Consider the following 12876-nt stretch of genomic DNA (forward strand, 5'->3'; position numbering starts at 1 on the left):
GTTCCAGTTTGCCTGTTATTTTAATTTACTTACACTAGTCTGAATTCAATTTAATTCAACAATGCCTTCACTTTTGAAACGACATTTTCTACTGTGAATCCGTATTCCTCTATCACTTTTGGCCCAGGAGCAGAAGCACCGAAGATATCAATGCCAAGTATATCACCTTGATCACCTGTATAACGTTCCCACCCAAGCGGTTGTGCCATTTCAATTGCTAAACGAGCTTTTACATTTGGTAAGATTACAGAATCTTTATATGATTGATCCTGTTTTTCGAATAACTCCCAGCTAGGCATGCTGATTACACGTACTTGAATTCCTTGTTCCGCTAAAGCTTTTTGGGCTTCTACAGCTAAAGCAACTTCCGAACCTGTAGCTATAATTTGTGCTTGTGCATTTCCATCCGCTGCATCGGATACAACGTATGCTCCTCGAGTTAAATCTTCATTAGCATTTTTAGTTCCTGCTAATTGAGGAAGGTTTTGACGAGTTAACACTAATGCCACTGGAGCACCTGTATTTTCAATTGCATAACGCCAAGCCGAACTTGTTTCGTTTCCATCTGCTGGACGAATAACAGTCAAGTTAGGAATGACTCTTAATGCAGGGAGTTGTTCGATAGGCTCATGTGTCGGTCCATCTTCTCCTACTGCAATACTATCATGTGTTAATACATAAATCGCTGGCAAGTTCATTAGAGCTGCTAAACGAACAGCAGGACGAAGATAATCTGAGAATACGAAGAATGTTCCGCCATATGGTCTAACTCCACCATGTAACAAAACTCCATTCATTGCAGCTGCCATCGCAAATTCACGAACACCATAATAAATATTTCTTCCACTATAATCTGCTGGCGTATACACTCCAAGATCTTTCATATGCGTATTTGTAGAAGACTCTAAATCGGCTGAACCCCCAAATATTGTCGGCACTTTGTTAGCTAATGCATTTAAAGCATTTCCAGAAGCTACGCGTGATGCAATGGCTTTATCTTCAGGAGTATAGGATGGTAGATCTGCATCCCAACCTTCGGGTAGTTCATTATTCACTGCCTGTTCGAACTGCTGTGCCAACTGTGGAAATTGTTGTTTATAGTTGGTAAACATGTTGTTCCATGCTTTTTCCGATTCTATGCCATTATTTTTAAGTGAAGCAAAGTGCTCTCTTACTTCGTCAGGCACATGGAAATCGGGTTCATTCGGCCATCCGTAAGCTTCTTTCGTAAGTACAACTTCATCTGCACCTAATGGAGAACCATGAGGTCCAACCTTACCACCTTTACCTTGTTTGTTTGGACTACCAAAACCGATCACTGTTTTTACTTCAATAATCGTTGGTTTATTTAACTCCGCTTTCGCTTGAGAGATCGCTTGATTAATTTCTGCTAAATCATTACCATCCTCAACACGTAACACCTGCCAGCCATGACCTTCAAAACGAGCTGTCACACCTTCAGAGAAAGAAAGATCAAGATCTCCATCTAAAGAAATATCGTTGGAATCATACAACATGATAAGCTTTCCTAATTTTAAATGTCCAGCTAGAGAAGCTGCTTCACTAGAGATCCCTTCCATTAAATCACCATCACCACAAATGGCATAAGTGAAATGATCGATCACATTAAAATCATCCTTGTTGTAAGTTGCTGCAAGATGAGTTTCTGCAATTGCCATACCTACTGCCATCGCTACACCTTGTCCTAGTGGACCTGTTGTAGCATCTACACCTGCTGTATGCCCAAACTCTGGATGCCCAGGTGTTTTACTGCCCCACTGACGGAAGTTCTTAATTTCCTCCATTGGAAGATCATATCCGCTTAAATGAAGTAAGCTGTACAATAACATAGATCCATGACCTGCGGAAAGTACAAAACGATCTCGATTGATCCACTGCGGATTATCTGGATTGTGCTGCATAAATTTTGCCCATAATTCATAAGCCATCGGTGCTGCTCCCATTGGCATACCCGGATGTCCTGAATTTGCTTTTTCAATTGCATCAATTGCTAAAGTACGTATTGTATTTACACTTAACGCTTCTATATTTGATATTTGACCCATCATAAAAACCTCCTAAATTTCAATTTAAATGTTTAGTTTAATGAATAAGTAATTACTACCTCTGTAAAATATTTGGTTTAAAATACCTTTTTTGAATGTAAGAATTGCATTGGAATCTTCATTCACTAAGATTGTATCTTTGGATTATGTACAAATCTAGTTACATTCGTTATTAATCCCCATTTTTCAGTACAAATAACAATCAAAGATAAAATTAATTGTAACACTTGAAAACTATCTCTTCCACTTTAAATTGATAAAGTAATATTGTTGAATTTTTGCAGACTATTAGTCCAGGTCCAATCTCTAATTAAATACTACCGTTTTATTTTCATGGACTAAAATTCGATCCTCAACATGCCAAGAAACAGCTCTTGCTAAAACAATTCTTTCAATATGTCTACCAATTCGTTTCAGCTCATCCACGGAATCTCTATGACTTACTCTTTGTACGTCTTGTTCAATAATCGGACCTCCATCAAGCTCTTCTGTCACATAGTGAGCAGTCGCCCCTATGATTTTTACACCTCTGTTAAAAGCCTGAGCGTAAGGCTTCCCACCTACAAATGCTGGCAAAAAGGAATGATGTATGTTAATAATTCTATTTTGAAAAACTTGAAGGAACTTATGTGAAATGATTTGCATATATCTCGCTAGAATAATCGCATCTACTTTTCCTTCTGTCACTTCAAGCTGTTTTGCCTCAGCTTCAGCTTTGGTGTCAGCTGTCACAGGAATATGATAATATGGAATCCCAAAAGATTCTACTAGCTCCCTCATATCATCGTGGTTACTTACCACCATCTTAATATCCGCATATAAATCTCCTGCTTGCCATTGCCATAACAATTCGAGTAAACAATGGTCTTCTTTTGAAACAAAAATAGCTAACTTTTGTTTCTTGTGAGCCAAACTTATTCTCCAATTCATTTGAAATTCATTTGCAACCATGGCAAAATCCTCTTTTAATGCATTTAGCTTAGACTCTAAATCAGGCAAATCAAATTCAATTCGAATAAAGAACATTCCACCCTCAGGATCCATCGTGTACTGATCAGATTGAACGATATTTGCTTCATGTTGATGCAAAAACTTGGATACGGTTGCTACAATACCAGGTCGATCTGGACATGAGATTAACATACGAGCTCTATTTTCACTTGTTTTATCTGACCATTTATTCAAATTAGGTGTCAGTGGTTTCATGTTTTAAGATGACGCTCCTTCTTTTGCAAAACTAACGGTTAAACGTTGATTGATCTGCTCTTCAGATAAATCTGAAAGCACCTTCGCTTCCATCATTTGATCATACAATCGTTCCATCGGCTCACGAGGATCTTGTTTTCTTAATTTTGCATCACTTTTTAACATTTCCCATGTGTTTAGTATAAATTCTCTTTGATTTATAGAATTTTTATTAAAAAAGTGATTTATTTTTTCAACATCTTCAAGAAACTCAGATCCAAATCGATCTTCTAAATCTCCTTTAAGTAAAGCAATCTCTGCTTCGTACATCGGTCTTTGAGATTTTTTATCTTTACCGATCCATGGTGTTTCTAAAATCATTGGAAGATGTTTTAATTTTTCATGATGAACGATGTTGTTCATCGCATTAAATCCAATAAACCCTGAACCTACTGGGGCATGACGATCTTTTCCTGCTCCACGAGGGTTTTTACTATCGTTCAAATGTAATACAGCGATGCGATCTAATCCAACAATCTTATCAAATTGCTCTAAAACTCCATCAAGATCATTTACAAGGTCATAACCTGCATCATGAACGTGACATGTGTCAAAGCATACTGTTAATCGTTCATTACTTTGTACTTTATCTATAATAGAGGCAAGTTCTTCAAAACTTCTCCCAATTTCAGTTCCTTTTCCAGCCATCGTTTCTAATGCGATATTTACGTTCGTTTCTTTTGTACCTTCAAGAACTTCATTTAATCCTTCAGCTATTCGTGAAATTCCGTATTCTGCATCTTTATCCGTATATGCCCCGGGATGAAGTACGATATTTTTAACGCCTAAATAATCCGTTCTTTTCATTTCTTCCTGTAGAAAATCAACAGCTAATTGAAACGTATTTGATTTATAAGAGCCTAAATTTATGATGTAAGGTGCATGAACAACAATCTCATGAATATCGTTTTTCCCCATTAATTGTTTGCCTTCTTCTATAAATTGCTCTTCAATCGGTTTTCTTCTCGTATTTTGAGGAGCTCCCGTATAGATCATAAAAGTAGATGAACCATAAGTTTCTGCTTCCTCTGCTGCATTTAATAACCCTTTACTAGAAAATGAAACATGAGATCCAATTTTTAACATATTTATCTTCTCCTAAATCTATTTTATTATAAAATACAAACAACCTTTTTATCGTATATTAAACTATTTCTATTATTAACTTATTGTACTCTTATTGTCCCTTTGTCGCAATTCATCAAAGTATCGAAGATTTAACAATTGAATGAATTCCTTAAGGGCAGGTGACATCCATTTTTTCTTGTGAACAACGAGTTGAACATAAACTTCAATGCTTGGTTCATCTAAAGGGATAAGAGATAAACTACCATCATCTAGTTCCTTCTCTACTGTTATTTTGGGTAATAAAGAGATTCCCAATCCGGAAATGACACATCTTTTTATAATTTCAATCCCATTAAATTCAAGTGATGAACAGTAACTTACACCTTCTCTTTTTAATGCCTGCTCCAGCAGCATACGATATGAACATCCTTTTTCTGTAAATACAATCGTCTCATCCCGAAAATCCTTAACAGTTACTCTCTGTTTTTGTGCTAACGGATGACGACTGTGCCCTACTACCACCATTTCTTCCTTTCTAATAATCACTTTATCCAAATCATCATGATGTAAAATTTGATCCATCACAAACGCGATATCATAGGTTCCGTCTACTACTTTTTGATACAATTCAGAGCAGATGTTAGATTCTATTGATAATTTGATTTGAGGGTGTTTTATATTAAATTGTTGAAAGTATTTCACTAATTCAAATGTGGTATACGATTCTACTGTACCGATACACAATGATCCGTTTAATTCTGTTTTAGAAGTGAGACGTTCCCTTGCTTCATCCTCTAATGAGACTAATTTTATAGCATATTGATACAAGTGTTCACCTGATTGTGTCAGCTGCATCATCCTTCCCATTCTCTCAAAAATCCGAACCCCATAAGCAGCTTCAATTTTTTTTATTTGTGTAGTCACACTGGATTGTGCATAACCTAACTGGTCTGCGGCTTTCGTATAGTTTTTCCATTTTACGACTTCGATAAAAGTACGATAAACATCTATATCCATTTTTAATCATCACCTTTTTCGATAGTTACTATCAATAATTATAGCTAACGTTGATAGTTGTGTCTATGGTAATGTGTATTCAACGAGATTAATTTAGTGGTTAAAAGAATAAAGTAGTAGTTATGCTACTGATTCGCATTGAAATATGAAATGTAGAGAATAGGGATTTTCAACAGTATAGAGTCCATCTCAAATTCATAAATCAATTTTTCTTGATTAAAAAAAGAGGGGGATAACATCATGTTATTAAACGAATATGAAATTAAAAAGTTGTCTAAATCGAAAAGGGATGAAATGAAAAAATTAGTACAAGAGGATGGTTTGAAGTACAAATCATTTTTTCAAGAAAAAATGATTCAAAAGCTTAAATATAAGTTATTCAGGAAAACCAAAGTAAAAGAATTAACAAGCTGTGAATGTTAATTTTAGGAGTGATTACAATGTTTGAAAAAAAACTAAATGCAGTCCAATTAAGCGGTCTCATCATTGGACCTATTTTGGGATCAGGTATTATCTTATTACCTCCGATCATCTATGATGTTGCAGGAGATTATGCCATATTTTCATGGATTGCAATCATATTAATTAATTGGTTTTTTGCTTTTTTATTTGGTACTTTGAGTGTGAAATTTCCCGGTGATTCTGGAGTAACACAAGCCGTTGAGGATGTGTTTGGAAAATATATAAAATATTTAACCTCCTTCTTTTTAATAGGAGCTGTATGTTTTGGACCCATCGCTGTACTAATGACCGCTGCTCAATTTCTTCAATTTGATGGGTTCTTATCAACAAAGTGGATCGCTGTTCTTTTAATGGGAATTACGATTTTGATTTTACTACTGAACGTTTCATTCATTGGTAAAATTGCTTTTGTTTTATCTTCTGTAGCAGCATTATTGTTGTTTTCAGGCGGATTAACCTCTTTAATTCAATATCCTAAAGCAGAACTATTTACTACAAGCTTTGATCTCTCATCATTTGGATTTAGTTTGTTATTGTTGTTTTGGACGATTGTGGGTTGGGAAGTGATTGGAAATTACAGTAGTGAAGTTAGAGATGTACGCTCGACGATACCAAAAGCGATTGGTTTCAGTGCACTGATCATTACGATTGTATTTTTAATAGTAGCTGCTTCTATACAATGGTCAGATATACATAGTATTTCTGGTGCTTCAAAAATGACCGTTGCAAGTATTTTAACTCCTATATTTGGAGGTTTGACTGGACTGATTATGGGAATCATTGCACCTGGTTTATGTTTGTCCTCCATCATCTTATTTATTGGGGGGACAGCTAGATTAATTCGGTCTATGGCAGAGGAAGGTATTTTACCTAAGAGGTTAAGCTATCGAACAAAAACCAATGTCCCTTTAGGCGGGATTATTGCTTTAAGCTGTTTTCATATCTTTGTTTTTATCCTGATCTTTTGTGATTGGATCAATGTAACACAAATTATCGCTATTGCAGATGGTTTTTTTATTAGTAATGTGTTTGTCACCATGTTAGCTGCAATCAAACTATTCAACCAAAAGATAGTGAAAACAGCTATAGCTTTGATGTTGCTCGTATTATTTGTATTTTTATCATTCTCATCACCTATTGTTTTGGTTTGTATAGCTATATTAACGGTAGGTTTCGTTTATAAACAGATCAAATCTAACACGAATGAGTCCCGTAAGGATAGTGGAAAAGATCTTTTAATGGTGGACTAAATAATATAGAAAGTAGGAATTAAAATGCCCCGCATACTCTTTTTAGTATTTATTTTACTGAGCCTCATTTGGGGTGGATCTTTTTACTTTATGAAAATATTACTCGAAGATTTTGGTCCATGGACGATTGTTTTTCTCAGATCTTCCTTCGGATTCATTACCATTGTGACCATTATGCTCGTTTTGCGTAAACCTTTCGAGCTTCAAAAAATGCCTTGGTTTCCTTTAACGATCATAGCCTTAATCAATACAACAATTCCGTGGGCAATCATAGCATTTAGTGAAACTAGAATATCTAGCAGCATGGCATCTGTGTTAAATGCTACAACTCCACTGTGGACCATCGTAGTAGGTATTGCATTTTTCCGTGCGACAACCAATCGCTACCAATGGTTAGGAATCGGAATAGGTTTATTCGGTCTGATGATATTACTTGATGTGAATCCTGTTACTATGATTTCAGTAGATTTGTTGGGATTTGTATGTATGATCGTGGCTTCGATTTGTTATGCGTTTGGATCTCAATTGTCTATGCGCCTGCTGACGGAGTTGTCCATGTATCAGATCACCTTCTGTACTTTGTTCATCGTCACACTTAGCAGCGGAAGTGTTGCTCTAACCTTTGAATCCATTTCGATATCCCACCTAGCTTCGTGGACGAATATATCTGTGTTAATTGGTTTGGGTGTATTTGGATCAGGTATTGCCTACATTCTCTATTATTATTTGGTTCAAAGAGGGAGCGCTGAGTTTGCCACGATGGTCACTTATCTTATACCAGCTACTGCCATCATATGGGGATATACACTGCTTAATGAAGAAGTGAAATGGAGCTTATTGGCGGGACTTGTTTTAGTACTTGGTGGAGTATTCATATCAACTAAAAAGCAAACGAGTAAGGTTGTTGATGTTCGAACGTTGAGACAACAGAAAATAAACGGAGCGTCAAAAATATGATTGGAAATAAACTAACTAGCTTCAGTTGATGATTTAATCGGATTACTCCGAACTAATATAATCACCATCCCCCCAAAAGTAAGGAGTAACCCAAGTATTTGCAATATACTAGGACGAAAACCAATAATCATTGTATCTAATAATATGGCCACTATTGGATCTAAAAAGACCAATGCTGAAATGAGTCTTGTTGGAAGGAATCTTACACTTCTAAAAAACAAAAAATACACCACACCTGTATGTATGACACCAATAATCGTAATCGCAATCCAATGATTAATCTGAAGTCCAGAAAAAGCACTAAAACTAACTAAAGGGAATAACAAGATGGCACCAAGTGATGTTTGAATCACGGTCACAGCATAGGGAGATAACTGATGAATACCTTTACTGAGAAGTGTTAACAGAGCGTATAAAATAGCTGCTAAAAAAGGTAAGATAAGTCCTGATGAGAGTAATTGTTGAAACGGGGTATCCGTTCCTAAACCGGATATTAACATCGTACCGATAAAACATATCAAAATAGAAATAATCGCTAACCATGTTAGCTTTTCTCTATAAAGAAAACTTCCCAACAATAAAACGATAACGGGTGCTAGATAATAGATTGAGATGGCAACAGTAATTGGCATCATTTCAAATGCTTTAAAAAGGAAAACCCAGTTAGATACGAGTATTACTCCACATAATAAAACACGTTTCACTTCTCGTTTATTCCAGTTTTCATTTTTGAATTTACCGGATAATAACCAGAAAGCACCTAAAAATAAAGAAGCACAAACACAACGAACAAAAACTAACTCAAAAGCCTGAAGTCCAGTTTGTGCAGCTATAAATCCGATTGAACCAAAAATAGCCATTGCCAGACCCATACTGATCATAGCTAGTGATTTTTTAGGATGTTGCAAACTATTACTCAATGGTAACACCTACCTTATGATGTGAATCCAGTTATATTAATATTAACTGTATTCATATTAAATGATTTCATTTAAGCAAAACTTTCTTTCAGTGGTTTTTCCGTATCCTCTATGCTACTCCGGTTTATATTTGTAGAAATAAAGGGAATTTATGGTCTTATATTGCTGAATTTTATATATTCAGAAAGATAGAGGTATTTTGTGGTCTTAAATCGGGGAATTGATCAGAAATTACATCAAAACTAGCGAAAATCATAAAAATAAGACCACCGATTCCCGCTATTTTAAATATATATCAACAAAAGACTATATAAGACCAAAAAATCCCGCTATTCCATTTTTTTCATCAGAGATGCTTCAAAATGGGGATGAGTCTGTCTGACCGCATTCTAAAAAGAAATTTTCAAAAAAACTCTTCTTATTATTGTATTACATTATATTTCTTATGGGCAATGATTTATTTGTGTTCATATAATAACAGCAAAATCAGTACATTCGGCAATTTCAAAAACCAACCACTGCATGTGGTTAGTGATGAAACAAACTCCTGTTTAATATGGACTAAACATTAAGTCACTTTTGTGACATTTATAGAAAAAAATAGAAGATGAAGCGATTCCCTCTGTCGCTCCATCTTCATTTATGGAAGATACATCCCCGAAAAGTAATAAGTCGACCATGTCCTTGTGGGCAGATTAAGATTATTTCACGTCCATGTGAAACATCTGCATCAGCTCATCCAGAAACTGACAACATCGATACCAGCTCATCCTAAGCTGGGAAATTACTTCACTTTTTGGGGATGTTTCCGGTCTCCGCTTACAAAAGTAATTGGCTTACGCTACATAGTTTCATCTCACTTTTGTTTTTCCTCAAGGCTACTTTGAAATCACTTTTTATTTTTGGGAGATGTTTTTGCTTGAACCCGGTAAAAATCTTCTGCGTAAGCTGCTGAAGAACTGCTTCACTTTTGTAGGTTTGCCTTACCCTTTATTTTTTCTTTGTCTACTATAAATATCCATCCATACCGCTAGGATCAAAATACCACCCTTAACGATATATTGCCAGAACGTTTCAACACTCATTAAACTCATACCATTATCTAAACTAGCCATAACTAATGCACCGATAATAGCTCCTGAGATGGTACCTGCTCCACCTAATAAACTCGTTCCACCAATAACAGCGGCAGCGATGGCATCCAACTCATACATGTTACCAGCATTAACAGTTGCAGATCCAACCCTAGCTGTTAATAAAATACCTGCAATGGCAGCCAACGTATTTCCTAATACGAATAACATCACTGTTCTTCTTTTAATGTTAATTCCTGATAAACGAGCTGCTTCTGGATTACCACCTATCGCATAAATCTGTCTTCCATATACCGTATTTTTAGCAATAAACGTAAAGATAACAGCTAAGAAAATAACAACGAAAATTGGAATCGGTATCCCTTTATAACTATTCATAGCTAATACAAAAGTAAGGACTATTATAGAAACTAAAACGATTTTGAATAAGCTAAGCACCATGGGTTCGATATCAAAACCAAATTTCTTACGAGAAACTCTTTTCATAACTAATAGTAAGGCAAACACACCAATCGCCAAAATCCCGATTAATAGTCCCCAACCTGCAGGAACATACCCCGTACCTACTAATTTAAATCCATCTGATAAACCAGAGATCGTCTGACTATTACTAATTCCTAACAATAGTCCTCTAAATATGAGCATCCCACCAAGGGTTACGATAAAAGCTGGTACAGCACGATAAGCAACCCACCAACCTTGCCATAATCCAATTAATGCACCAAAAGCGATGGTTACAATAAACACAACAACGGCATTCCAGTCATAAGTTGAATTTAAAATGGCGGCCACTCCACCTGTTAAACCAACCAATGAACCAACAGACAAATCAATATGTCCTGCAACAATGATTAATACCATTCCGACTGCTAATACAGATGTAACTGACATTTGATTAAATAAATTAGATAAATTTCTTGGTTCTATGAAACTACCACCACTAAGAAACGTGAACAATATCCAAATCAAAACTAAAGCAGCGATCATCGTATAAGCTCTAAGATCAAATTTGATCCATTGTATTTTTTGTTTCTTTTCCAATGACTGTGTAGTATTTGTATTCATTTTACTTACCTCCCGTAGCTGCTACCATAATTTTCTCTTGCGTTGCATCTTTGTAATCAAACTCACCCGTTAGTTGTCCTTCATTTAATACTAAAACACGATGGCTAATCCCCAATACTTCTGGTAGTTCGGATGAGATCATTATAATAGCCACACCTTTTTTGATTAGTTCATTCATAATATTATAAATTTCAAACTTAGCACCAACATCAATACCACGTGTAGGTTCATCCACAATTAATACTTTTGGTTCTGTCATTAACCATTTACCAAGGACAACCTTCTGTTGATTTCCACCACTTAAGTTTCCTACTATACTTTCTACAGATGGAGCTTTAATTCGTAATGACTGATGATATAGTTTTGAATGTTTGATCTCTTCGTTTTCACTAATCACACCATATGGTGAAATCCATTTCAAGCTTGGTAAAGTGATGTTATTTTGGATACTCATCCCCAGCACCAGTCCATATTTTTTTCGATCCTCTGAAACTAACGCAAGTCCCTTTTTAATCGCATGTTCGGTATTTTTAATCTTGACTTTCTCACCATCAATTTCAACTTCACCACTAGTTAAACCAGCATAGGTACCAAATAAACTCATCACTAGCTCCGTACGTCCAGCACCCATCAGACCAGAAATCCCTAGTATTTCTCCCTTACGTACTTCAAAGGACACATTATCAATTAGATTTTTACCTGCTTGATCTGGATCTTTCACTGAATAGTTTTTAACAGATAAAACAATATCTCCAGGATTGGCTTCAACACGTGGGAATCTTTCTGTTAATTCACGTCCAACCATTAATGAAATCACCTTATCTTCATCAATTTCAGCCGTGTCATGTGTTGCTACCGTTTGCCCGTCACGTAATATCGTAATGGAGTCTGCTATATCAAAAACTTCGTTTAACTTATGAGAAATATAAATGCAAGTTACTCCGCGCTTTTTAAACTCTCTTAATATGTTTAATAGGATCTCAACTTCTTTTTCTGTAAGTGCAGCCGTAGGCTCGTCTAATATTAAAATTTTTGCATCTTTTGATAACGCCTTTGCAATTTCAATTAATTGCTGCTGACCAATTCCTAGTGTTCCAGTAATTTGATCCGGTTTAATTCCCGCTAATCCTACTTCAGCTAACCATTTTTCCGTTTCACTATAGACATAGTCCCATTGGATGACTCCAAGTTTTTGAGGTTCATTTCCTAAAAATAAGTTTTCTGCTACCGTCATACCTCTTACCAAAGCCAATTCCTGATAAATAATAGCAATCCCAGCTTCTTCTGCATCTCTAATATTCGTAAAAGCTTTATTATCCCCATCCACAAGGATTTCACCTTCATAGGTTCCCTCAGGATATAACCCACTTAATACTTTCATTAAGGTTGATTTACCTGCACCGTTCTCACCACACAATGCGTGTACTTCTCCTTTATTCACTTTAAATGTCACTTGGTCCAAAGCTTTTACACCAGGAAATTCTTTGGTGATTTGTTTCATTTCTAATGCAATTGTCATTTTTGTTCTCCCCCCTGCTATAGTACATGTTCAAAAAGTTCGATTTTCAGCACCGAGAAAATTGTGCGAGTGAACTTTTTGAACAACCTCTATGAGTAAAAAGCTTGTATTGGAGTAATTAAGTAAAATCTTTTATTAAATTCAATTCATGCCTTTTTTTGAGGATAGAATCTAAACTTTCCTATCCTCTAAAAAAGGGGGGGAACTAAAGGA

General features: G+C 35.7%; 10 protein-coding genes. 3 read left to right on the top strand and 7 right to left on the bottom strand.

What is annotated here, in order from left to right; translation table 11 throughout:
* Nucleotides 1-50 precede the first annotated feature (50 nt).
* The 4 genes from tkt to EPK97_RS07505 all read right to left on the bottom strand — a co-directional run bounded on the left by tkt (nt 51) and on the right by EPK97_RS07505 (nt 5396).
* Complete coding sequence (gene tkt, locus EPK97_RS07490; RefSeq protein ID WP_240903729.1) at nt 51-2066, bottom strand: transketolase; 2016 nt, start codon at nt 2064-2066, stop codon at nt 51-53.
* Nucleotides 2067-2372: 306 nt separating this feature from the next.
* The gene (purU, locus tag EPK97_RS07495; protein ID WP_162036010.1) at nt 2373-3272 is read right to left on the bottom strand and encodes a formyltetrahydrofolate deformylase; all 900 of its coding nucleotides are present in this window, start codon (nt 3270-3272) and stop codon (nt 2373-2375) included.
* A 3-nt stretch (nt 3273-3275) separates the two neighbouring features.
* Nucleotides 3276-4397, bottom strand: coding sequence for a deoxyribonuclease IV (locus EPK97_RS07500; protein ID WP_162036011.1), 1122 nt, complete (start codon nt 4395-4397; stop codon nt 3276-3278).
* Nucleotides 4398-4472: 75 nt separating this feature from the next.
* Nucleotides 4473-5396 (bottom strand): LysR family transcriptional regulator, encoded by a 924-nt coding sequence (locus EPK97_RS07505; protein WP_162036012.1) that lies wholly within the window; start codon nt 5394-5396, stop codon nt 4473-4475.
* A gap of 240 nt (nt 5397-5636) precedes the next feature.
* Between EPK97_RS07505 and EPK97_RS07510 the strand changes: the two genes are divergently transcribed.
* Genes EPK97_RS07510 through EPK97_RS07520 form a run of 3 tightly spaced genes read left to right on the top strand, consistent with a single transcriptional unit; the run spans nt 5637 to nt 8065 of the window.
* Nucleotides 5637-5819 carry a hypothetical protein gene (locus tag EPK97_RS07510; protein ID WP_162036013.1) on the top strand — a complete coding sequence of 61 codons (183 nt, stop codon included), beginning with the start codon at nt 5637-5639 and terminating at the stop codon, nt 5817-5819.
* 17 nt (nt 5820-5836) lie between these two features.
* Nucleotides 5837-7108 carry an APC family permease gene (locus tag EPK97_RS07515; protein ID WP_162036014.1) on the top strand — a complete coding sequence of 424 codons (1272 nt, stop codon included), beginning with the start codon at nt 5837-5839 and terminating at the stop codon, nt 7106-7108.
* Between the two features lie 24 nt (nt 7109-7132).
* Nucleotides 7133-8065 (top strand): DMT family transporter, encoded by a 933-nt coding sequence (locus tag EPK97_RS07520; protein WP_162036015.1) that lies wholly within the window; start codon nt 7133-7135, stop codon nt 8063-8065.
* A gap of 11 nt (nt 8066-8076) precedes the next feature.
* Here EPK97_RS07520 and EPK97_RS07525 read toward each other — a convergent pair whose 3' ends face one another.
* The 3 genes from EPK97_RS07525 to EPK97_RS07535 form a co-directional block, all read right to left on the bottom strand.
* Nucleotides 8077-8946: a DMT family transporter gene (locus EPK97_RS07525; protein ID WP_162036366.1), complete on the bottom strand. Its 870-nt coding sequence runs from the start codon at nt 8944-8946 to the stop codon at nt 8077-8079.
* 1022 nt (nt 8947-9968) lie between these two features.
* A complete protein-coding gene (locus tag EPK97_RS07530; protein WP_162036016.1) occupies nt 9969-11144 on the bottom strand; it encodes a sugar ABC transporter permease in 1176 nt (391 codons plus the stop codon).
* Between the two features lies 1 nt (nt 11145).
* Nucleotides 11146-12663 (bottom strand): xylose ABC transporter ATP-binding protein, encoded by a 1518-nt coding sequence (locus EPK97_RS07535; RefSeq protein WP_162036017.1) that lies wholly within the window; start codon nt 12661-12663, stop codon nt 11146-11148.
* Between the last annotated feature and the right edge of the window lie 213 nt (nt 12664-12876).

This window comes from Chengkuizengella sediminis, from assembly GCF_010078385.1.
GTDB classification, from domain to species: Bacteria; Bacillota; Bacilli; order Paenibacillales; family KCTC-33759; genus Chengkuizengella; species Chengkuizengella sediminis.

Excerpts from the sequence above, each read along its gene's own strand:
- tkt (WP_240903729.1), bottom strand. The coding sequence starts at position 2,066 with ATGGGTCAAATATCAAATATAGAAGCGTTAAGTGTAAATACAATACGT.
- purU (WP_162036010.1), bottom strand. The coding sequence starts at position 3,272 with ATGAAACCACTGACACCTAATTTGAATAAATGGTCAGATAAAACAAGT.
- EPK97_RS07500 (WP_162036011.1), bottom strand. The coding sequence starts at position 4,397 with ATGTTAAAAATTGGATCTCATGTTTCATTTTCTAGTAAAGGGTTATTA.
- EPK97_RS07505 (WP_162036012.1), bottom strand. The coding sequence starts at position 5,396 with ATGGATATAGATGTTTATCGTACTTTTATCGAAGTCGTAAAATGGAAA.
- EPK97_RS07510 (WP_162036013.1), top strand. The coding sequence starts at position 5,637 with ATGTTATTAAACGAATATGAAATTAAAAAGTTGTCTAAATCGAAAAGG.
- EPK97_RS07515 (WP_162036014.1), top strand. The coding sequence starts at position 5,837 with ATGTTTGAAAAAAAACTAAATGCAGTCCAATTAAGCGGTCTCATCATT.
- EPK97_RS07520 (WP_162036015.1), top strand. The coding sequence starts at position 7,133 with ATGCCCCGCATACTCTTTTTAGTATTTATTTTACTGAGCCTCATTTGG.
- EPK97_RS07525 (WP_162036366.1), bottom strand. The coding sequence starts at position 8,946 with ATGATCAGTATGGGTCTGGCAATGGCTATTTTTGGTTCAATCGGATTT.
- EPK97_RS07530 (WP_162036016.1), bottom strand. The coding sequence starts at position 11,144 with ATGAATACAAATACTACACAGTCATTGGAAAAGAAACAAAAAATACAA.
- EPK97_RS07535 (WP_162036017.1), bottom strand. The coding sequence starts at position 12,663 with ATGACAATTGCATTAGAAATGAAACAAATCACCAAAGAATTTCCTGGT.